19 protein-coding genes are annotated in these 22,611 nt (G+C 52.1%); 4 read left to right on the top strand and 15 right to left on the bottom strand.

The window, feature by feature from the left end; all coding sequences use genetic code 11:
• Positions 1 to 14: 14 nt before the first annotated feature.
• The gene (gene dxs, locus C2M17_RS04950) at positions 15 to 1,877 is read left to right on the top strand and encodes a 1-deoxy-D-xylulose-5-phosphate synthase (protein WP_105199739.1); all 1,863 of its coding nucleotides are present in this window, start codon (positions 15 to 17) and stop codon (positions 1,875 to 1,877) included.
• 92 nt (positions 1,878 to 1,969) lie between these two features.
• Here dxs and C2M17_RS04945 read toward each other — a convergent pair whose 3' ends face one another.
• From C2M17_RS04945 to cobO, 15 genes are all read right to left on the bottom strand, one after another.
• Complete coding sequence (locus C2M17_RS04945) at positions 1,970 to 5,083, bottom strand: diguanylate cyclase domain-containing protein (protein ID WP_105199738.1); 3,114 nt, start codon at positions 5,081 to 5,083, stop codon at positions 1,970 to 1,972.
• 9 nt (positions 5,084 to 5,092) lie between these two features.
• The gene (locus C2M17_RS04940; protein WP_105199773.1) at positions 5,093 to 5,578 is read right to left on the bottom strand and encodes a phosphatidylglycerophosphatase A family protein; all 486 of its coding nucleotides are present in this window, start codon (positions 5,576 to 5,578) and stop codon (positions 5,093 to 5,095) included.
• 2 nt (positions 5,579 to 5,580) lie between these two features.
• Complete coding sequence (gene thiL / locus C2M17_RS04935; RefSeq protein WP_105199737.1) at positions 5,581 to 6,558, bottom strand: thiamine-phosphate kinase; 978 nt, start codon at positions 6,556 to 6,558, stop codon at positions 5,581 to 5,583.
• 45 nt (positions 6,559 to 6,603) lie between these two features.
• A complete protein-coding gene (nusB, locus tag C2M17_RS04930; RefSeq protein ID WP_105199736.1) occupies positions 6,604 to 7,014 on the bottom strand; it encodes a transcription antitermination factor NusB in 411 nt (136 codons plus the stop codon).
• Between the two features lie 9 nt (positions 7,015 to 7,023).
• Complete coding sequence (ribH, locus tag C2M17_RS04925; RefSeq protein ID WP_105188120.1) at positions 7,024 to 7,488, bottom strand: 6,7-dimethyl-8-ribityllumazine synthase; 465 nt, start codon at positions 7,486 to 7,488, stop codon at positions 7,024 to 7,026.
• Positions 7,489 to 7,589: 101 nt separating this feature from the next.
• Positions 7,590 to 8,696, bottom strand: a complete 1,107-nt coding sequence (gene ribBA / locus C2M17_RS04920; protein WP_105199735.1) for a bifunctional 3,4-dihydroxy-2-butanone-4-phosphate synthase/GTP cyclohydrolase II — start codon at positions 8,694 to 8,696, stop codon at positions 7,590 to 7,592.
• 17 nt (positions 8,697 to 8,713) lie between these two features.
• Positions 8,714 to 9,370 carry a riboflavin synthase gene (locus C2M17_RS04915; protein ID WP_105199734.1) on the bottom strand — a complete coding sequence of 219 codons (657 nt, stop codon included), beginning with the start codon at positions 9,368 to 9,370 and terminating at the stop codon, positions 8,714 to 8,716.
• Between the two features lie 2 nt (positions 9,371 to 9,372).
• The gene (gene ribD / locus C2M17_RS04910) at positions 9,373 to 10,518 is read right to left on the bottom strand and encodes a bifunctional diaminohydroxyphosphoribosylaminopyrimidine deaminase/5-amino-6-(5-phosphoribosylamino)uracil reductase RibD (protein WP_105199733.1); all 1,146 of its coding nucleotides are present in this window, start codon (positions 10,516 to 10,518) and stop codon (positions 9,373 to 9,375) included.
• A 1-nt stretch (position 10,519) separates the two neighbouring features.
• Entirely contained in the window at positions 10,520 to 10,969 is a 450-nt protein-coding gene (nrdR, locus tag C2M17_RS04905; RefSeq protein WP_105199732.1) for a transcriptional regulator NrdR, read from the bottom strand.
• Positions 10,970 to 11,118: 149 nt separating this feature from the next.
• Positions 11,119 to 12,375, bottom strand: a complete 1,257-nt coding sequence (gene glyA / locus C2M17_RS04900) for a serine hydroxymethyltransferase (protein ID WP_105199731.1) — start codon at positions 12,373 to 12,375, stop codon at positions 11,119 to 11,121.
• 193 nt (positions 12,376 to 12,568) lie between these two features.
• Complete coding sequence (locus C2M17_RS04895; protein ID WP_105199730.1) at positions 12,569 to 15,664, bottom strand: error-prone DNA polymerase; 3,096 nt, start codon at positions 15,662 to 15,664, stop codon at positions 12,569 to 12,571.
• Entirely contained in the window at positions 15,664 to 17,073 is a 1,410-nt protein-coding gene (locus C2M17_RS04890) for a Y-family DNA polymerase (RefSeq protein ID WP_105199729.1), read from the bottom strand. The genes C2M17_RS04895 and C2M17_RS04890 overlap by 1 nt, the downstream gene beginning before the upstream one ends.
• Complete coding sequence (locus tag C2M17_RS04885; protein WP_158683977.1) at positions 17,074 to 17,781, bottom strand: hypothetical protein; 708 nt, start codon at positions 17,779 to 17,781, stop codon at positions 17,074 to 17,076. It lies immediately after the preceding gene.
• 179 nt (positions 17,782 to 17,960) lie between these two features.
• Positions 17,961 to 18,821: a cobalamin-binding protein gene (locus C2M17_RS04880; protein ID WP_105199727.1), complete on the bottom strand. Its 861-nt coding sequence runs from the start codon at positions 18,819 to 18,821 to the stop codon at positions 17,961 to 17,963.
• Positions 18,821 to 19,417: a cob(I)yrinic acid a,c-diamide adenosyltransferase gene (gene cobO, locus C2M17_RS04875; RefSeq protein ID WP_105199726.1), complete on the bottom strand. Its 597-nt coding sequence runs from the start codon at positions 19,415 to 19,417 to the stop codon at positions 18,821 to 18,823. Before cobO ends, C2M17_RS04880 begins: the two co-directional genes overlap by 1 nt.
• Before the next feature lie 333 nt (positions 19,418 to 19,750).
• Between cobO and C2M17_RS04870 the strand changes: the two genes are divergently transcribed.
• Genes C2M17_RS04870 through C2M17_RS04860 form a run of 3 tightly spaced genes read left to right on the top strand, consistent with a single transcriptional unit; the run spans position 19,751 to position 22,583 of the window.
• On the top strand, positions 19,751 to 21,007 hold the full coding sequence (locus C2M17_RS04870; RefSeq protein ID WP_105199725.1) for a hypothetical protein: 1,257 nt from the start codon (positions 19,751 to 19,753) through the stop codon (positions 21,005 to 21,007).
• A 3-nt stretch (positions 21,008 to 21,010) separates the two neighbouring features.
• Positions 21,011 to 21,979 (top strand): formyltransferase family protein, encoded by a 969-nt coding sequence (locus C2M17_RS04865; protein WP_105199724.1) that lies wholly within the window; start codon positions 21,011 to 21,013, stop codon positions 21,977 to 21,979.
• A 10-nt stretch (positions 21,980 to 21,989) separates the two neighbouring features.
• Positions 21,990 to 22,583 carry a phage tail protein gene (locus C2M17_RS04860; RefSeq protein ID WP_105199723.1) on the top strand — a complete coding sequence of 198 codons (594 nt, stop codon included), beginning with the start codon at positions 21,990 to 21,992 and terminating at the stop codon, positions 22,581 to 22,583.
• The last annotated feature ends 28 nt before the right edge of the window (positions 22,584 to 22,611 follow it).

The following is a 22,611-nucleotide window of genomic DNA, read 5'->3' as shown; positions in this document are numbered from 1 at the left end:
GGATAATAAAACGCATGAATTTGGATAGTAGCAAGTATCCCCTTTTAAATCAGGTCGATGAACCTGCACAACTGCGCGACCTGGCTCAAGATAAGCTAGGCGCGTTTAGCTATGAATTGCGGGACTACCTACTGAACTCCGTATCACAAAGCAGTGGCCATTTTGCCTCAGGTTTAGGCACGGTGGAGCTGACTGTGGCGTTGCATTATGTCTATAACACGCCATTCGACCGCTTGATCTGGGATGTGGGTCACCAGGCCTATCCGCATAAGTTGATCACAGGTCGTCGCGAGCAAATGCACACCATCCGCCAAAAAGATGGCCTGCACCCTTTTCCTTACCGTGGCGAAAGCGAGTACGACACCTTTAGTGTGGGTCACTCAAGTACCTCGATTTCTGCGGCGTTAGGCATGTCGATTGCGGCGCAAAAAGAAGGTAAAGGACGTAAAACCGTAGCCGTGATCGGCGATGGTGCTATTACCGCAGGTATGGCCTTCGAAGCCATGAACCACGCCGGTGATGTGAAGTCGGATATGCTGGTGATCCTCAACGATAATGAGATGTCGATCTCGGAAAACGTGGGCGCCTTGAATAACCACTTCGCTCGTATTCTTTCCGGCAGCTTTTACACCAATATTCGTGAAGGCGGCAAAAAGCTGCTCTCCGGCCTGCCGCCGGTCAAAGAGCTGGCCAGCCGCATGGAAGAGCACCTGAAAGGCATGGTGATCCCTGGCACCTTTTTCGAGGAGCTGGGCTTTAATTACATCGGCCCCATTGATGGCCACGACGTTAATATGCTGGTCGACACCCTGCGCAATATGCGCAACCTTAAGGGTCCGCAGCTACTGCACGTGAAAACACAAAAAGGTAAAGGTTATAAACCTGCCGAAGCCGATCCTATCGGTTACCATGCGGTGCCCAAATTCGACCCAAGCGAAAGCAAGTTACCCAAGTCAAAGCCTGGCGCGCCGACCTTTTCCAAGGTCTTTGGCGACTGGCTATGCGATATGGCCGCCGAAGACAGCCGCCTGATGGCCATTACCCCGGCCATGCGTGAAGGCTCAGGCATGGTGCGTTTCTCCAAGGAATACCCAGAGCAGTATTTTGATGTGGCCATTGCCGAGCAGCATGCGGTGACCTTAGCCGCCGGTTTTGCCTGCGAGCAATTAAATCCTGTGGTGGCAATTTACTCATCTTTCTTACAGCGCGCCTATGATCAGCTGATCCACGATGTTGCCCTGCAAGAATTACCTGTGTTATTTGCTATCGACCGTGCCGGTGTGGTTGGCGCCGATGGTGAAACTCACCAGGGCACCTATGATTTAAGCTTCTTACGCTGCATTCCTAATATGGTGATCATGGCTCCGGCCAATGCCAACGAATGCCGCAACATGCTTTACACCGGCCACAAGCTGGATAAGCCAGCAGCGGTGCGCTACCCCCGAGGCAGCGCCGGTGAGGGTGAATTCGATGCACAAATGCAAGCGCTTGAAATTGGTAAAGGCCGTGTGCTTCGTCAAGGTAAAGGTGTGGCCATACTGTCATTCGGTACCCTACTCGAATATGCCGAGCCAGCCGCCGAAGCACTGGATGCCACCTTGGTAGATATGCGTTTTGTTAAGCCACTGGATACGGCGCTGATTGATGAATTAGCCGCTACCCATGAGCACCTGGTGACCTTGGAAGACAATGTGATTGCCGGTGGTGCAGGCTCAGCGGTAAGCGAATATCTGGCACAAAGCAAGCAGCTTAAGCCGGTATTACACTTAGGCCTGCCGGATGTCTTTATCAAGCACGGCACCCAGCAGGAAATGCACGCAGAGCTTGGCCTAGATAGCGCCGGTATCGAGCAACAAGTTAAGGCTTGGTTAGCGTAACTAGCAAAGCTAAATAAAAGCAAAAAGGAGCGATATCGCTCCTTTTTTATGTCCGTGTTTTGGCTCATAGAGGCCAAATACTTAGTTCTGGCTTAACGCATCCAAATCTTAATATCCGCCAGGGACGAGCTCTGCAGCGTCGCTATCTGCTCATCAAGATTCTCGCTTTGCTCGAACTCGAAGGCATCAAGCTGATCATCAAATTCGATATGTGCACAGCCATCACCGCCGCGCTTTTTCACTTGATGCAGAGCGATATCCGCCAGATTCACAGAGGTTTCCCACCCGATCACCTGGCCGCCTAATAAAGGCATGGGATAGCAGGACCAGCCCAGGGAGGCGCTGAGGTTAATCTTTTTACCATTAGGCAGTAAGAAGCTCTTACTGGCGATGGACTTACACAGATTACGCACAAAGAGATTAACCTGATCGACCTCAAAGTCACGCAGCAGCAATAAGAACTCATCGCCACTCCAGCGCGCCACATAGTCCGACCCTTGAGTACAGGAGTTAAGCAGGGTCGCCATTTGCTGCAAGCAGCTATCGCCGCTTAGCGGTCCGTAGGCATCATTAATGCGCGAGAAGTTGTCGATATTGACGATTACCAGCACCAGGGCACGACCCTGCTTTTGCAAGGACTCTGCATTGCGCTGATAGTGCTCTATATCCTTGGGCAGCTGATCGAACAAGAAGCGGCGGCTGCGCAGCCCGGTCAGCTCGTCGGAATGGCTCACTAACTTCAACTGAGAGTTAACCTGATTGAGCTTGTCGTTGGCGTCACGCAGCTCCAGGGTGCGCTCTTCCACCAAGCTTTCCAACGCCGCCTGTTTACGTCGCTCCTGTGCCCTAAAGACCCACAGCAACAGATACAAAATAAAGAAGAAGCAAGAAACGATCAGCAAACGGAAGTAAATGGTTTCATCAAATCGACGTGGCACGGTAAAGGCGTACTCGGCGCTGCTGGCCTCTTGCCAATTGCCGCTGGTGCGCTTGGCTTCAAGTTGAAAGACAAAAGGCCCGGGCGGTAAATTGGTATAAATGGCCTCGCGGCGATTATTGGCGTAGCGCCAGTCATTGTCCAAGCCCTGTAAGCGATAGCGAAACTCCACTTCCGCCGGCGCATAAAAGTCGATGGCGGTGTAGCTGATGGTAAGGTCGCGCTCATCGGTATCAAGCACTGGTTTCTTGCCCAAGGCGCCCGTGTAAAGGGTGCGTCGTGGCGTCGCTATGCTTTCCACCTGAGGAGCCAGAGGATCTTGGCCAAACAGCTGCACGCTTTTGGGAATTTCCACCACACCCTGCAAACTGGGGTACCAAATCGAGCTGCCATTGTCGGCAACCGCATCATGGCCTAAACCGGCACAGCACTGGCTGGCCTTACCGTCTAATTGGCGGTCATAGGAGGAGATCACCTGCTCCACCTGCAAGTTTCCTATTTCATCGGAGAATTGCTCCACCGGCATGCGATACACACCCTTCATGGTGCTGACCCAGACCCGCTGCAGATCTTTGTCATAATGCAAACTAAAGATGGAGCCATAAGGCAGACCGTTGGAAACATCAAGCTGATGCCAACGCCCCTTGGTACTGCGATAGAAAAGGCCATCATTGAGTGAGCCAACTAAAGTGCCCACCCCGTCTATTTCTAAGATACTGGTGACATAGGCGCTCTCAAGGGCGGTGTTATCTCCGGCACGCTCTATGCCTTTATCGGAGAAGATATAACCGCCCTGACTGGTGCCGATCAGGCCGTATTTGCCCTTATCGACGACAAAGGTAATAAATTTACTGTCGAGTACCGCATTATAAGTAAAGGGAGTCAGGCCATTGTAGCCGAGGCGATACATACCCCGACCGGTACCAAACCAAAGCCCTCCGGCGCTGGCCTCGCTAATGGCGAACACTGGATTAAGGCGCAGCTCACGGGCATCTATATTGAAGAGTTCTTCATTTTCAAAATACAACACGCCGCGGTCGGTGGCGATATAGAGGCGCTCGCCGACAAAATGCATATCGTGCACGGCGCTGCGTCTGAGCTTGGCGCGAGGAATACGATTAACGAAGTTATTGTCCTGATCGAAATAACCGACTCCAGAGCGGTTGGCAACCCAAAGTTGCCCCTTAGGAGAGAGGGTCAGCGCCATCACGGCTTCGGTCATGCTTGATAAGGCATTGTGGCGCTCTACCCGCCCGGCATGCGCCAGCCACAAGCCTTCACTAAAACTGGCCAGCCAAATATTGTTTTGATCGTCACGGTAAATGTCTGAAAACCAGATGCTTTGATCCAGTGCTGCCGGCTCCACCCACTGCCACTCTTTGGAGTTATCGCGATACAAAAGGCGGCCATAGGTGGAGATCCACAGCGCCCCATCGGAGTCACTCATAAACTTATAAACGGCGGCATTACTGGCGTTTGGCAAGGCAAATGGGCGCAGTTCATCGTCTATATCGAGGAAATAAGCACCGAGCTCGGACGCCAGATAAAGGGTGCCTTCAAGCCAGGCCATATCATGAATTATGGTTTGTGCCAAGCGCTCGGGCAAGGTCACCCGGGCAGTGATTTTTAAGCGCAGTCGAGATGACGAGGACGACATATTGGTTAGGCGCAAGAGGTGATTTTCACTGACCAACCAAACACCTTGCGGCGCCAGCGCCATCTTACTGACGGAAATCTGGTTAATCGCAGTTAAGCGGCTTTGCATGCGGCCGCTGCGGCGGCGCTGCTCTTCGTCAAGGTGAAAGGCAATTTGGTTGCGCTCGATATAAAAAAGCTCGCTGGCGGCAACCCAGATATTGCCCTTATCGTCTTGCAAGATATCGCGCACCGGACCACTAATGCCGAACTGAAAGTAGTTCATCGAATTGGGGTCGAGCACAGAAACCCCTTTCTTGGTGCCGATCCACAGCAGGCCTTCTTTATCTATCAGCAGCTTGTTAATGGCATTGCTGCTTAGGAAGTTGCTGTTTTGCTCATTAAAGTTGGTGAAGTGCTCACCATCGAAGCGACTGAGGCCGAACTGGGTGCCGACCCAAATATAACCCTGATTGTCCTGGGTCACACTCTTTAAGGATTGCGAAGGCAAGCCATTACGTGTGTTCCATTGTTTGACTACATAATCGGTAATAGATGCCGACGCCGTTGATGTTATCAGCGTCGCCGCCAGCAGCAAAAGTGACTGTAAAAACCGCAGCAATGTCACACCCATGTTCAAAACTTATAGTCCAGGCAAATAACCTACTTTAATTAACGCCTGTAGGCAAATTAGAGAGCAAATCCCGGCCAAAATATCGTCTGCCATAATGCCCAAACCACCGTGTAGGCGTTTATCCAGCATGCGTATAGGTCCTGGTTTGGCGATATCGAAGAAGCGGAATAATAAGAAGCCAACCAAAAGCGTTTGCCAATTCAGCGCCGCACCTATCATGGTGATATAAAAACCAGCCACCTCATCCCAGACGATTGCCGGGTGATCGTGTACGCCCAAATCATCAGCTGTTTTGCCACAGGCCCAGATACCCAGCACAGAGATCACCACCGCAAAAACCAGTTGCAGCCACAGCGGAAAGTTCATGGTCATAAAGATAAAGGGCAAGGCGGCAAAGGTGCCCACAGTGCCAGGCGCCTTGGGGCTTAAACCCAGGCCAAAGCCAAGACCTAAGAACTGATGGCCACGGCGTAAATTATAGCTGTTACTGGTCATGCTTAGCATGCGTCATCCTCGGCAAAATGTTCAAATCCCATGGCGCTGATATCCAGCTTATGCTCACCATCAAAGACGTCGACTTTGCCTTCGCCACCGCGGATCTGGCCGATACACACGGCATCGATACCATACTGGTTAAGCTTGTTATCGAGCATGGCCTTGTGGTTTTCCGGCACCGTATAAAGCAGCTCGTAATCGTCGCCATAGGCCAGAATATACGGCCATTTGGCTTCACCCTCGATACTTTGGCGGAACGCTTCCGTGGTCGGGATCTTATCGGCCTGTATGGTGGCACTGACCTGAGACATCTCAAGGATGTGCTCTAAGTCCGCCAATAAACCATCGGAGATGTCGATGGCGGCACTGGCATAACCGCGCAGCACCTGCCCCGCAGCAACGCGCGGCGTCGGGTATTCAAGCTTATGAGTTAATTTTTTCAGCCACTCCGGGTCTATGTCCAGGTGTTGCTTGCGTGCTTCCACCGCCAATCCGGCATCCCCAAGCGGGCCGGTGACATAAATCCAGTCGCCTGGCTTGGCACCACTGCGGGTAATAGCCTTGCCTTCGGGAACCGTGCCCTTGGCACAAACGGTTACCGTAAGCGGCCCTTGAGTGGTATCGCCACCTATGATCTGGACATTAAAATACTCGGCAATTTCATGCATGCCCGCAGTAAATTCTTCCAGCCATTGCGCATCGACATGAGGCAAGGTTAAAGCCACCGACACCCAGGCCGGCTCGGCGCCCATGGCCGCCAAGTCGCTCAGGTTTACGGCGATGGCTCTATGTCCCAAGGCTCGTGGTGACATATCTTCAAAGAAATGCACGCCACTGACCATGGTGTCTGTGGTGACCGCCAACTGGCTGTTTTGCGGCACTGTGACTAGAGCACAGTCATCCCCAATACCCAAGTTAACGTCGCGACGACTGATGCCACGGCCTTTAAAGTAGCGATTAATTAATTCAAATTCTTGCATACACAAAAAAGCCGGCCTGAGCCGGCTCTCCTTGTTGTCAGGTGCTTAGCTACGCAGTTCCTTGACCGCCTTATCCAGCACACCATTAACGAATTTATGGCTGTCTTCGGCACCAAAAGTTTTTGCCAATTCAATGCCTTCGTTAATCGCTACCTTGTAAGGTACGTCTTCACGGAACTTTAACTCATACGCGCTTAGACGCAGAATGGCTTTCTCAACCATGTCGATGTCTTCGTAAGGACGCGTTAGGTGCGGAGCCAAAATGGTGTCCAACTGTTTAAAGTTAACGGCCACGCCACGAGCGAGATCTTTAAAATACTCTACATCAACCTTAGAAATGTCGTTCTCAAGCAACATATTCTGTTCGATGTCGGCAATGGCATTGCCACTCATTTGCCAAGAGTAAACGGCCTGTAGGGCCAATACGCGCGCTTTGCGTCTAGCTGCTGGTTTCACTGTGAACCCTTAAATTTTGTCTAAAACATTAACCATTTCTAGGGCACTTAGTGCAGCTTCGCCACCCTTGTTGCCCATTTTTGTACCAGCACGCTCAATGGCTTGCTCTATGCTTTCCGTGGTTAATACACCAAAAGCAACTGGTACATCATACTCTAGCGATACTTGTGCCAGACCCTTGTTCGACTCACCGGCAACCAGATCGAAATGCGGTGTGCCGCCACGAATAATAACGCCAAGGGCGATAATGGCATCGTGCTCGCCTTTAGCTGCAAGACGCTTAGCCACAAGTGGTAACTCAACGGCGCCCGGTACGTAAACTACTGTGATGTCGTCGTCACTGACGTTGCCAGTGCGCTTTAACTCATCCACCGCGCCATCAAGTAGGCTGCTGCCAATGAAGTCATTAAAACGTGAAATCACGATGGCAAATTTTTTGCCCGGTGCAAACTTGTTACCTTCAATAATTTTCATTTATAAACCTTTATTGATATTGCCAACGCGTGATGCGGGGCGAATTAGGGGGTATCGCAAAATTGCCGCGCATCATACCATAACTGAAAAAAAATAGCTGCTTATTCTGGCTGTACGTATTCAACCACTTCAAGGTGGAAGCCCGACAGCGCGTGATACTTCTTCGGCATGCTCATCAGGCGCATCTTGGTAATGCCCAAATCCGCAAGGATTTGCGAGCCAATGCCCACGGTACGCGAGGTGCCCTGGAACTTACGATGATTGGCCTGTTGACCTTCATCTTCCATGGCAAACGCCTTGACCATGGCTTCGATATCCTCGCTGCACTCTTGTTTGCCAAGAATAACCAGTACCCCTTCATTTTTGGCAATGTAATCCATGGCCTTAGAAAGCGTCCAGCTGCGATCGGCGCCGCGATCGGATAGCAGAATGTCGTTAAAGGTACTTTGCAGGTGCACACGCACTAAGGTTGGGTCGTTAATTTCACCCTTCACCATGGCATAGTGAAGCTGACCATCGATAGTGTCTTTGTATGTTACCAGCTCGAACTCACCATGCTCAGTCGGCAGCTTACACTGGGCAACCTTCTCAATGGTGGTTTCATTAAGGTTACGGTACTCGATAAGATCGGCAATGGTGCCCATCTTAATACCGTGCTCCTTAGCGAACACTTCCAGCTCTGGGCGACGGGCCATGGTACCATCTGGGTTCAGGATTTCGACAATTACAGACGACGGCTCAAGACCGGCCAGACGGGCTAAGTCACAACCTGCTTCGGTATGACCTGCTCGGGTTAAAACGCCTCCTGGCTGGGCCATAATCGGGAAAATATGCCCAGGCTGAACGATATCCTCGGCTACCGCGCCTTTGGCCACGGCGGCCTGCACCGTGCGCGCACGGTCGGCGGCAGAAATACCTGTGGTTACACCCTTGGCGGCCTCGATAGACATGGTGAAGTTGGTCGAGAACTGGGCACCATTGTTTTTCACCATCAGCGGCAGTGCCAATTGCTCACAACGCTCTTGTGTCAGCGTTAAGCAGATCAGGCCGCGGCCATAGGTCGCCATAAAGTTAATCGCATCAGCACTGATGTGCTCGGCGGCAATAATCAGGTCGCCTTCGTTTTCACGATCTTCGTCGTCCATCAAGATGACCATTTTGCCATTTTTAATGTCTTCGATGATCTCCGCTGCGCTATTCAAACTCATATCTTGCCCACTATGTGTTATTTGATAAATCCGGCCTGCACCAGCAGGCTTTCGGTTACTGTTGATTCTGCTTTCGGAGCTTGCGCCCCTTGAATTAGGCGCTCCAAGTAACGCGCTATTTGATCGACCTCGAGATTGACCTTAGTGCCAACCTGAAATTCGGCGATCGTGGTTTGTGCCAGTGTGTGCGGCACTATGGTTAATTTAAACTGGTTGCCGTCGATTTCATTAACGGTCAAACTGGCGCCATCGATGCACACCGAGCCCTTGTAGGGAATATATTTCATCAGCGCTTCCGGCGCCGCTAACCAATAGTCGATGGCGCGGGCATTAGGGCTGACTTTTACCACCTCGGCAATGCCATCCACATGTCCGGAAACCAGGTGCCCGCCCAGGCGTGAAATCGGCTGCAGAGCCTTTTCTAAATTGACCCGCTGGCCGCGCTGGTAATGCGCAAAACGCGTCAGTGACAAGGTCTCTTTTGAGACATCAGCACTAAAACCATCGCTGAATTTTTCAGTAACGGTCAAACAGACGCCATTGGTAGCGATACTGTCGCCAAGCGCTACGTCACTCATGTCCAAGTTGTCACTTTGTACGCGCACGCTTAAGTCGCCATCAACCAAGGTCAGGGAGCTGAGCGTGCCCGTTGCTTCAATAATGCCTGTAAACATGGCTATTCTACTCTAAGTTGTTCTAAGGTAAGGCGAATATCCTCACCAACTGGGGTCATATCGCTAAAGTGCAGGGTTGGCACTTGAGTCATGGCCGTAAAGGGGCCCATAGTTAACAAGCCTTTGGCATCACTGCCCATTAATTTTGGCGCAATATAAACAATGTAGCTATCAATAAGTTGCTGCTGCGCCATGGCACCGGCCAGGGTCGCCCCCGCCTCCAACCAAACTGAGTTAATATCGCGCTGCGCCAGCTCCGCCAGCAAGGCGTCGAGATTAACCTGGCCATTTTCAAGGCCTTCGCACATCAACTCGGTTACATTGTTGGGCCACACGGACTGTTTATCAAGCTCTTTGCGCGTCACACTGGCTGTGCGTGAGCGCACTAATAATATCTCGCCGGGCTGTTGAAAAAGCGCTAAATCCGGGGTCAGCCGATAACGGCTATCTAAGATCACCCGCAGCGGCTGGCGCACCTCCGGCAGCACATACTCGGCCAGTTGCGTGTCGTCCAAACGCACATTGAGCTTAGCGTCATCCACCAGCACGGTATCGGCGCCACTTAAAATGGCACAGTGCTGGGCGCGAAACGCCTGCACATCTTTACGTGCCTCGGGGCCGGTGATCCATTTACTCTCACCATTAGCCAGGGCGGTTTTACCGTCCAGGCTGGCGGCCAGCTTACAGGTAACATAGGGGCGCCCGGTGCGCATGCGCTTTAAAAAGCCGAGGTTTAGCTTTTCGGCTTCATCGCCAAGCAAACCGGATGCGACTGCTATGCCCGCCTCGGCCAGCATCTTCATGCCGCGACCACTGACCTGTGGATTAGGGTCTTGCATGGCGCATATGACTTTTGCCACCTTGGCTTTGATCAGGGCGCCGGCACAGGGGCCGGTACGGCCGGTATGGCTGCAGGGTTCCAGGGTTACATAAGCGGTAGCGCCTTCGGCCTTGTCACCGGCCGCCGCAAGTGCATGCACCTCAGCATGTGCTGTCCCCGCTTGTTGGTGAAAACCTTCACCGATAATCTGACCATCTTTAACCAGCACACAGCCGACATTGGGATTGGGTGTGGTGGTGAATCGACCTAGATACGCCAGCTCAATGGCCCGGTGCATATAACGCTTATCGTCCGCACTGAAGATCATCTTAGTCTCCTAGGCGGGCGATTTCTTCACCGAATTCACGGATATCTTCAAACGAGCGATAGACAGAAGCAAAGCGCACATAAGCGACCTTATCCAGACCCTTCAACGCTTCCATAATGCATTCGCCTATCAGTTGTGAGCTGACTTCACGCTCGCCAGTGGCGCGAATTTGCGATTTAATTTGATGCACCACCTCATCGATTTGTTCTGTTTTTACTGGTCGACGTTCGAGGGCGCGATGCAGGCCATTTTGCAACTTGTCTTCATTAAAGGGCTCACGGGAACCATCACGCTTGATCACCCTTGGCATCACTAATTCCGCCCCTTCAAAGGTGGTAAAACGTTCGTGACAGTCATTGCATTCGCGACGACGACGAACCTGGTGGCCACCACCGACCAGACGTGAGTCAATTACCTTGGTGTCTTTAGCGCTGCAGAAAGGACAATGCATAGTGAATGGGGTTCCTGTAGATAACAAAAAGGCCGCAAGCTACTACATCGTGTTTACTGTGCACATTAGCACCCCATAAACACGAAAAGGCCGCAAAAATTGCGGCCTTTATCATACACAAACATTTGTGTAATAGCTATTTCACACTGTTATGCGTAAACAGGGAACTTAGCGCAAATTGCTTTCACTTTTTCTTTCACTTGTGCCTGAACATCAGTGCTTTCGATATTGTCTAGTACGTCACAGATCCAGCCAGCTAGCTCTTTCGCTTCGGCTTCTTTGAAACCACGGCGAGTGATAGCCGGAGAACCGATACGTAGACCAGAAGTTACGAACGGTGAACGCGGATCGTTTGGTACCGAGTTCTTGTTTACCGTGATGTTGGCATTGCCAAGGGCAGCATCGGCATCTTTACCTGTGATGTCTTTGTCGATCAGGTCAAGAAGGAACAGGTGGTTGTCGGTTTTGCCCGAAACTACCTTGTAACCGCGCTCTTGTAGCACTTCAACCATGGCTTGAGCATTAGCAACAACCTGCTGCTGGTATGCTTTAAATTCAGGCTGTAGCGCTTCTTTGAAAGCAACCGCTTTAGCCGCGATTACGTGACATAGAGGACCACCCTGGCCACCTGGGAATACGGCGCTGTTTAGCTTTTTGTAGATCTCTTCGTCACCACAGTTAGAAACGATTAGACCACCACGAGGACCAGCAAGCGTCTTGTGCGTAGTGGTTGTTACCACGTGCGCATAAGGCACTGGGCTTGGGTATACACCAGCGGCGATAAGGCCAGCAACGTGAGCCATATCAACAAACAGGTAAGCACCTACTTTGTCAGCGATTTCACGGAAACGTTTCCAATCAACGATACCTGAGTAAGCAGAGAAACCACCGATGATCATTTTTGGCTTGTGCTCAAGCGCTAGCGCTTCAACCTGATCGTAATCGATTTCACCGGTTGCTTCGTTTAGGCCGTACTGAATAGCGTTGTACATTTTACCTGAGAAGTTTACGTGCGCACCGTGAGTCAAGTGACCACCGTGTGCCAGGCTCATGCCTAGTACGGTATCGTGTGGCTGAAGTAGTGCTTGGAAAACAGCGGCGTTTGCTTGTGAGCCCGCGTGCGGCTGTACGTTTGCGTATTCGGTGCCGAATAGCTCGTTCGCACGGTCAATAGCCAGTTGTTCAACCACGTCAACATGCTCACAACCACCGTAGTAACGCTTACCCGGGTAGCCTTCTGCATATTTGTTAGTTAGCTGTGAACCCTGTGCTTCAAGTACGCGAGGGCTACAGTAGTTTTCTGATGCGATAAGCTCGATGTGCTCTTCTTGGCGAGCTACTTCTGCGTTCATCGCATTAGCTAATTCTGGGTCAAAGTCTGCAATGTTCATGTTACGTTCTAACATGCTGTCTCCTAGGTGCAACGTGATTGTCGATATGAAAGGCCGCTATTGTACGCTTAAACGGCGCGTTTGCCTATTGGCTAAGGTTGAGCTTATTTAAACAGGGATTGAAATTTTTTCACAGCCCTAAAAAAATGATATTTTTTTATCTAATACATAAAAATTTAAAATAAATTAACCGAAAGTCATTTTATTACTAATGAAAAAATCGACTCTTTAGAATTAAAGCCGGTAATTTATCACTGTGGTCGATTAAACGCCCAGCAATCACATGCACCACCCCTTTATGATGCTCCACCACACCTTTAACCTCCAGCAGGCGAGCCGTTAAAAACGCTTTTTGCTGCGCCTTGGCGGTGGCCAACCACACCACCACATTGATATTGCCGGTGTCATCTTCTAGGGTTAAAAAGGTCACCCCCGCGGCACTGCCCGGCGACTGACGCCCGGTGACCAAACCGGCAATGGTGACACTGGCGCCATTACGGCATTGGCTTAATTCGCTGGCTTTCTTGGCACGGGTAAACAAGCCTTGTTGACGTAAATAGGTTAATGGATGCGCTCCCATATTAACGCCCATACTGGCGTAGTCTTCCAAGGTATCCTGGATGCCGCTGGGCGCCGCCAAGACCGACTCTTCCTCCATAATGCTTTCATCATCGGCAAAGAGGGGCAAACGCTGCTGTTTATCCATAATTTGCCAGCGGCTGTTAAACCTGTCCTTGGCAATGGCCGCCAGGGCGTTGCTGCTGGCCAGCGTTTCCAGCTCCCCTTCTTGTAAACCATGATGGTAAAGCTCGCTAATGCTGCGATAGCCCGACGTGGGACGCTGCGCAATCAGCTTATCTGCACTTGCCGCGCTAAAGCCCTTGATACAGCAAAAACCCAAACGCACGGCAACATGCTCGCCCTGGCGTATGACTTGATGCTCCCAGAGGGAGTGATTTACGTCTACGGCCAGTATGTTGATATTGTGACGCCGAGCATCCTGAACCAATTGGTCGAGGGAATAAAAGCCCATGGGTAAGCTGTTTGCCAAGGCACAGAAAAACACCTCGGGATAATAGTATTTTAAATAGGCCGACACATAGGCCAATACCGCGAAACTGGCGGAGTGGGACTCGGGAAAGCCATACTCGCCAAAACCACAAATTTGCTGATAGATACGCTCGGCATACTGATAGTCATAACCACGCTGCAGCATGCCATCGATCAGCTTTTGTTTGAACTGGGTCAGCTCGCCGTCGCGTTTCCACTTGGCCATGGCGCGGCGCAGTTGATCGGCCTCGCCCCCACTAAACCCAGCAGCAACCATGGCCACCTTGATCACCTGCTCCTGGAAAATGGGCACTCCCAAAGTGCGCTTTAATACCTGCTCTACCTGCTTGGAGGGGTACTCCACCGCTTCATCGCCGTCACGACGGCGTAAATAGGGATGCACCATGTCTCCTTGAATTGGCCCGGGACGCACAATGGCGATTTGGATCACCAGGTCGTAATAACAACGCGGCTTCAGGCGTGGCAGCATGCTCATTTGCGCCCGCGATTCAATTTGAAACACGCCCACGGTATCGGCCTTTTGCAACATGGCATATACCTGAGGGTCATCCCCCAGGCGAGTAATATCGGCAATGCTAATACTGTGCTGATAATGTTTTTCCAAGAGCTTAAAACTGCGTTGAATAGCGCTCAACATACCCAAGGCCAGCACATCCACCTTAAGCAGTTTTAAACTCTCCAGATCGTCTTTATCCCACTGGATCACGGTGCGCTCAAGCATGGCGGCATTCTCAACGGGCACCAGCTCATGCAATGGCCCTTCGGAGATCACAAAGCCACCCACATGCTGTGACAGATGCCGGGGAAAGCCCTTTATTTCATCCACCAAACGGAAAAAATGCTGGTTAATGGTTGCCTCAGGGTCTAGCCCGAGTTGGATCAGCTGCGCCTGCCATTGGCCACCGCCGTGGCGGCGATTAAGCTGCTTAATGTAATAATCGAGCTGAGTGTCGCTAAAACCAAGGGCCTTGCCCACATCGCGCATGGCACTTTTTAAGCGATAGGTGATCACGGTCGCGGCCAGGGCGGCGCGTTGACGACCATATTTTTGATAAATGTATTGGAACACCTCCTCGCGCCTTTGGTGTTCAAAATCGACATCAATATCCGGCGGCTCATTGCGCTCTTTGGAGATAAAGCGCTCGAACAAAACATCGATTTGTCTGGGATCGACGGCGGTAATCTCCAGGCAATAGCAGACCACAGAGTTCGCCGCAGAGCCCCGCCCCTGGTACAAGATATCGTGGCGTTTGGCGAATTGCACAATATCGTGAATAGTCAAAAAGAAGGGCTCATAGCCTTGCTCGGCAATAAGCGCGAGCTCTTTGTCTATGGTAGCTTGGATCGCCGGCGGCGGCGCCCCCTTAAAACGCTTCCTCGCCCCTTGTTCTACCAGGGATTTAAGATGTTCGCTGGCGCTTAGACCTTGCGGCACCAGTTCATAGGGGTACTGATAACTGAGCTCATCCAGATTAAAGGCGCAGCTTTGCGCAATCTGCTCACTGGTTGCCAACTGGGTCGGACTGAACAGCTTTGCTAATTTGTCCTGCGGGCGCAAAGCCCGCTCGGCATTGGCTAGCAGGCTCTGTCCTAGCGAAGACACGGTTTGCCCTTGCTTAATGGCACTGAGCACATGCTGTAAAGGCAGGCGCTCCGGCGTGTGCATTAGCACGGCACCGAGCGCCACTTCCTTGATCTGCCATTGCTCGCTCAGGGTGCGCACATAGGCCAATTGCTCTGGTTCAAAGCCATTGAGTTCGCGGCGAACCCCCAGATAAAGCTGATCGCCATAATGGCGTTGCAACCAGAGCCCCCAGTGCCTATCCGACACTTTTGCTGCTTCGCTACGCCCATGTACGAGCCAGATCAGGATGCAGCCCTTCAGGGTTTTTAAATCCCATTCACTGAGTTGATAGCGCCCTTTTTCACAGCGCCTGCGGGCATTGGTGATCACCCGACAGAGCTGGCTGTACGCCGACTTGGTGGGGCACAACACCACCAGCTCTAATTCCTCGTAGCAAAGGTAACTACCAACGATCAGCTTAATGGGCAATTGCTGCGCCTTGATGTGGCTATGGGCCCTGACCACCCCCGCCACCGAACATTCATCACATAAGGCCAGGGCGCTGTAACCCAGCTCCGCGGCCCTGCCTACCAGCTCTTCCGGGTGTGAGGCACCGGTTAAAAAGCTGAAATTACTTTGGCAAAATAATTCACTGTACGTGCCGGCCATCAGGCAAAATACCCCTGAATAAACCAGCCCTTGTGTTTATCCCTAAACACCCAGCACAACTGGCCACGACTGTTTTCACCGATATAGTAATCGCGCTCTAACTGCGCTTGCTGCCACCAATGACTTTGGATCCGCTCCGGGCCGCGCAGTAAACAAAGTTGCTCCTGTAAGGGGACGGGTTCGATCATAAAGTTGGGTCGCAAGAGGGCCTGCGGTGATGCGGGCAGCCCATCTTGATAAGGATGCAAGGTGGCCTCCTGCACCTGAGTAAATTCGGGGATATGCGCCCGCCCCGGTTGCAGACGATAGCAATGCTGCGGCCCTAAACGGGCGTTAAGCAAACTCAGCAGTTGTTGCTTTGCCAGCCCCTGCTGGCGCTTGGCAAAAAGGTTTTCGCTGTGACCGTCGGCGCTGACAAATTCCTCGCACTGCAAACGTATGGCAATGACCGGCGCCGGCAGCACTAAAGCCGCCAGCTTAATTTCCAGCAAGGCCTGCCAGGGAGCCAGCTGTCCTTGTGGCTCAACACTGTCTAAGCAGAGTTCCAGTGCCACTTGCTCGCGAAAAAAAAGACTAAAAACCAGGCGTTGAGTATGCAATTGATGCTGGCGCAGATAACGACACAGGCACTCACACAACTGAGTTAAGGGCCGCAACAGACGCTCACTGTTATCGATTTCAAAATTCAGCTCCCGGCTTTCACTAAAGCTCTGGGTTGGCTGGTAAAAGCGATAATACCCGGACTTTTTCGCCAGGCCCGCATGGGGCAGTTGCCCCTGTAGACGGGTTAAATAATCCACCACCTCATAATGAAAGCGCTGGCGCAGCTGATTCATGGGCAGGGCTAGGAGCTGCTCGACCCGCTCAATGCCTAAGCGCGCCAATTGCTGTTTATGTTCGACTGCGAGTAAGAGATCCGTCACCTCAACGCGAGCCAGATGCTGGCGACAGACGCTTGCCTCATCACTGATAAAGTTCCGTTGCTCGCGGGCCAAGAGCTCCGCCGCCTCCATGCTCTCTCCCGAGGCATAGTAAAAATGCGGCACAAAGGCACGAATGACCGGCGCTAAGGCGCCAAAAAGCTGCTCTGTACTGGGATAGAGAGCCCGCATACTGGTGGCCACCACAATCAAACAATCACTGCCGGCCAGGATGATGTCGCCACAGACTTGATAGCAGTGCGCCGCGAGCTCCTGCAATAATTGCCGCTCCAGCTCAGGCTCGTAGGGATACACTTGTAAGGTGGCGCACAGCGCCGCGGCACTGGCCAGGCCCATACCCAAGCGCACACCCAGACGCTGCGCCGCAGCATTTACTTGCACCACATGCTCTTTGGCCACCAAGACCGCAGGCTCCTGCAACTGCCGACGCTGCAATTGCAAGTGCGTACAATACACAGCCAAATACATTTACCCTACCTCGTAATGCTGGGCAGCCGGTTGCAGCTGTGTCAAAGATGACGCCATTTGTTTGTGGCTATGGCGGAGAAAGGGCCAGAGCTGCACCTTACTCAAGGTCACCTCACCACGGGCAAAACGCCCTTGCTGACGCAATAAAACAAGCTGCAAGCCTTGTTGCTTCTGTTGCAATCGCATACTGATTTGCACCGGTAAGGCTGCGCTTTGACACTGATAATCCACCAGCACCAAAAGCGCCTGCGATTGCTGACACGCCAGGCTAAAGCGCCGCGCCTGAGTAAACGACAGACCCTGATGCCACAGCCACACTAGGGCACAACTGCTGCTGCGACAGCATTGCTCTGCGGCCCACAGCGCATGCGCCGTACTTTGCGGGCGTAAAATCAGTAAGCGAGCAGGAGCAACACCTTGGGCAAGCAACCATTGGATACAGGGCTCTGCCGGCGGATTAATGAGCACCACCAGGCCTTGCTCGCGCGCCTTCACCAGCGCCCCCTGTAGCAGGGTAAATTCGCCTATGGCCGGCTCGCTGCTAAGGTGGATCACCCCGCTCTGCGGCCAGCCGCCGCCAAGCAGCCGATCCAGGGCCGAAAAACCACTGCTAAGCACCGCCTCGCTTTCTTGCTGCTCAGCGCCCCGGTCTTGATTGGCGCTGAAGATCAGTCCTTGATGGTGCATCGCTGCTAAAGTTGTGTTCATCCACACCACCTCAAAATACTGTATATAAATACAGTATAAATGATTTTCGCGGATGCACAAAGGATCGATTTTATTCGAGCAAAAAGACAGGTGCAGAGGCTTGCCAGGAGGAGGAAAACAAAAAAGCCCAGCGTGTTGGACTGGGCTTGTAAGAAACTGAAAAAGCTAAAAACACCTTATTACGAATTAATAGCCAGGCATAGTTTGCTAATGCCATCGAGTATTCGGGTGCTGTAGCGATGCAGCAAATCGGCATCGATGGCGCGGATCGCCTTATTTTGTACCGCCGGGATCATGCCCCATTGTTGCCACTGCTGGGTTTGTTCGGCGGCATTTTTTTCACTGCTTAAAACAATAATATCCGGCTGCGCCAGAGCGACATTTTCGACACTGATCTGCGGATAGTCGGTGCTGTTATCGGCGAAGGCATTCTCGCCGCCACACAGGGTAATCGCCTTGCCAATCAAGGTGTTGTTATTGACCGTCATCATGGGCGCCGACCAAAGTTGATAAAACACCTTGGGCTTTTGCCCCTCACTGCGCCGATAATCTTGTTGCAAGCGCTGATAACCTTGCTCAAATTGTGCGGCCACCCGCTCGCTCTGAGACACATTACCGGTGAGCTTTCCTAGTTGTCGCAACTCGGTGGCAATGTCCTCCACCCCTTGTATGTTACTGATATACAAGGGCACCCCTAAGCGTTCCAGGGTTTCCACATCGGCGGCCTTATTGCCGCCTTGCCACACCACTACCAAGGTGGGTTTTAATGCCAATATTTTCTCTATTTGCACCCCGTAATAGCCGCCAACACGAGGCAAGGCCTTGGCCTGCTCCGGGTAGTCAGCATGATCGACGCTGGCCACTAGATGCTCGCCGGCGCCTATGGCATAGAGGTTTTCCACTATATGGGGAGAGAGGGCGACAATACGCTGCTGTACCGCCGTAGGCTCTTCACTTGCAGCCGCACTTGCACCCGCACTTGCAGCCACACTGGCAAAAAAGAGCGCCGTAAAGGTCGCTAACCAGCGAGAGATGCCCATTAGTAATCAAACCCTGCGCGTGCCTTAATCCCGGCATCGAAGGCGTGTTTCACATTGCGCACCTCACTGACGGTGTCGGCAAGCTCCACTAAACGACGGTGGGCACCACGCCCGGTGACGATCACAGATTGCATTTTCGGTCGATTTGCCAGCGCCTCCAGTACCTCGTCTAAATCGATATAGTCATAGGTCAGCATATAAGTGAGCTCATCGAGCAGGACCAGATCTAGGCTCTCGTCGGCGAGAAATTGCTTGGCCTGTTGCCAGGTTGCCTGCGCCGCCTGAGTGTCGGCCTCACGGTTTTGCGTTTCCCAGGTAAAGCCGGTTTTCATTACCGCAAAAGGCACACCCACCTGCTCCAGCAGGTTGCGCTCGCCACACTCCCAAAGACCCTTAATAAACTGTACTACCGCCGCTTTTTGCCCATGACCGACACAGCGTGCCACGGTACCAAAGCCGGAGGTCGACTTGCCTTTGCCATTGCCGGTGATCACCTGCAATATGCCCTGCTCCGTTTGCGCCTGCTCAATACGCTTATCCACTTCGGCCTTTACTTTTTGTTGGCGCTTTTGATGCTGCGCATTTTTATCCGTCATGCCACGACTCCATGAACTAAATTAGATTACTGATATCAAGGTACGATTATCACACCCCGACAGGGGCTCGTTTTAATGTTTATGCCTGTCGGCTCTATACCGCACCCATTATACCCATTCACAACGCACATTTTTACTTGCGAGAATACTGACAATATTGCAATGACCAAGATGCCCAACTTATCTCCCGTCGCCAATATAAGAACGTCGAGCATCAAAGTTGAAAGAACTAAGTCTTTATTATTAAGTGAAATATTTCATCTGATTACAAATAGTGGCAATCCCACAACTCGCGACTAGGCTTGACTAAAGGGCAATAAACGGAACCTTGTCATGCACGCCTATAAAGATCAACAATCCATAGCCAATTGCAACCAAACTCACCTTTGTGACGGCAGCGTTGCCGGCTTGTTTGCCCACCAGCAACAACGTAGTTTACTAAAGCAACAGCTCAGCACCCAAGTTTTACCAACACTTACAAAAAAAGAACTCCAAACACTTAACGCCGGCACCGCTGCCACCATTTTGCAAGCACATAAACCAAGCCGCGAGCTGGTTACCCCGCTTTTTAATTCGCTTTTTACGGCCTATAACGCCGTTTATCAACACGCCGATATTGCTAAAGCCGAACGCAGCCAACAGTTTATCAGTAAACACGGCCTGGTAATGGCACCGGATCACTGTATTCACACCATTAAAGATGGTTTACGGGTGAGCGCCTATATGCGCGCCATAGACAAGGCTATCACCGCCTTATTTGGTGGCGGCCAGGAAAAAATCTTTATCGCCTATCCCGCCTGCGGCCCCTTTGCTCCTTTATTGTTGCCACTGTTGAGTCACTATCAACGCCAGGGCATAAGCGGCGAGCGGTTGCGCATCACCCTTATCGATATTCAACCCGGGGCCATCGCCTCACTGCATAAGCTGATCACCGAGTTGGGGCTGCAAGAATACATACAGCAAATGTATTGTGGTGATGCCTGTGCTTATAACGCCCCTATGCTCTTCGATCTGGTCATTGTCGAGGCCATGCAACATGGCTTTAGTCGGGAAGGACACTTCGCCATTGCCCATCATTTTGCTCAGCAGTTAAGTAACAATGGTTACCTTATTCCGCAGCAGGTCGATGTTCACGCCATGCTCAATATAGCCCAGCTTGAGTATGTGGAGCAGTGGCGCAATGAGGGTCTCAGTGCCCAACAACTCAGTGAAAAATTAAGGGCCATTAGCCAACAACGCACCGAGCTCGGCGTGGTCATGTCGATCACGGCACAAAGCCTCAGGGCCATAGCTCCTAGCCAGATTGAACAACAAGCACTGCTTGGTGCCGCTACCTTGGTTCTGCCTCAGCTCGCCGAGCATGCCAATAAACAAACCCTGAGTCTGTACACCCAGATCAGCTTATTCGCCGATGAGCGACTCGGGTTGTATGACTCGGGGATCACCCATCCGCTTCCAGATCTCAGTGTCTGCATCAACTTTATCCCAAGCGACCCGCAAGCGGATGACACCTTGGCAAATTCTGGCGACACCCTGAAGTTTTACTACAGTTTAAGCGGTCTTCCCGGCTTTTTGGTCATTAAGGAATAGGCAATGAAGGAACAACCTAGGACGCTTGTGTATGCCAGCAGCCTGTTTGCCTGGCCCTGTATTGAGGCGCTATTTGCCACTGAGCAGCTTGTCGGGGTGATCACCCCGGACCCGCAAACATTGGGGCACAGACAAGAGCCTTTGCTGCAGCTGTTGAATCAACTGCAAACCAATGGCATTCCCTTTGAAGTGGTATGCAAGGAGAAGCTGCATTTAATTCCCAGCCACTTACCGCACTTTAACGCCGAGCTTGCCCTGTGCCTGGGCTTTAGTCATTTATTACCGCAACCGGTACTCGAACACTATAGGTTAGGAATTTATAACTGCCATGCGTCTCCATTGCCCGCTTACGGGGGAAAGGACCCCATTTATTGGCAACTGCGCAACCAAGAAACATACAGTGCCCTGACCTGGCATGCCATGAATGAGCACCTCGATAGTGGCGACATTCTGCTGCAGCTGCCGCTGCCCCTTGGCGGTCAAGATACTTATGCCAGTTTGGTTCAGCGCTTCGCTTATCTGGCTCTTAGCAGCCTGGAACAGCTTTTTCACCAGCTCACAACCGCTACAGTCGGACCGCCGCCAAAGGGACAAAAAGCAGATCAAACAAGTGCTGCGCCGGAATTTATCACACTGGATTTTAATGCCCTCACCGGGGCGCAAATTGAGGCGCTCACACGCGCTCATAACGGTCACTATGGCCGGGTGCTGCTCAATATTAAAGGTATGGCGGTTGAGCTTATTCAAGTCAGCCTGGCCGATTACCCGGGCTATGGCACGGCACCGGGCACCATAGTGATGATTTCCTCGACGCAGGGACTGGTCGTCAATACGCAGGATGGTTGTATTCGCCTGGATATTGTCGCCTGCGAATTAGGCGTTATGAGCGCCGAACGTTTAGCACAATTAATTTACCTCGATGCCGGTGAGCAGCTGCAACGCCCACCGCACCCATTACAACAGCAAGTATAAGGACAACTACATGGACCCCTTTATCGCTCAAATTCAGCCCTTTGGTTTTAACTTTGCACCAAGAAACTGGGCCACCTGTGATGGGCAATTGCTGCCTATCACTGAGTACACTGCGCTCTTCTCGTTAGTAGGCACCAACTTTGGCGGTGACGGTCGCACTAACTTTGCGCTGCCCGATTTGCGTGGCAGAACAGCGGTGAGCCAAGGCTCAGGACCGGGCCTTACGCCTTGGACCATGGGCCAAAAACGCGGTGCGGAAACACATATCTTATCGGTGAACGAGCTTCCAGCTCATACCGCCGAGGCTAACCTTAACGGCGTAACGGGAACCCTGAGCGCCACCACAGATGGCGGCACCACGGAAACGCCGCAAGCTGGCTATGTGCTTGCAACGACCGTAGCCGGCGATAGCCGCAGTGATACCCCGGAAAAAATCTATGCCCCCAGCAACAGCGCCACCGAGGTCGCACTAGGGGGTGTCACCCTCAGCGGCACCGCCCCGGTACAGAGCCCGGGCAATAGCCAGGCCTTTAATATCAGCCAGCCTAGCCTGGGGGTTAATTACTCCATGGCGTTAGAGGGCATTTATCCATCCAGAAGCTAGACTGTTTTATCAACAGGAAGTAACTCGG

It is taken from the genome of Pseudoalteromonas sp. T1lg10 (assembly GCF_002964545.1).
In the GTDB taxonomy this organism is placed as follows: Bacteria; Pseudomonadota; Gammaproteobacteria; order Enterobacterales; family Alteromonadaceae; genus Pseudoalteromonas.
Note: the sequence above shows the minus strand (reverse complement) of the source record. Positions and strands in the feature narration are given on the sequence as shown.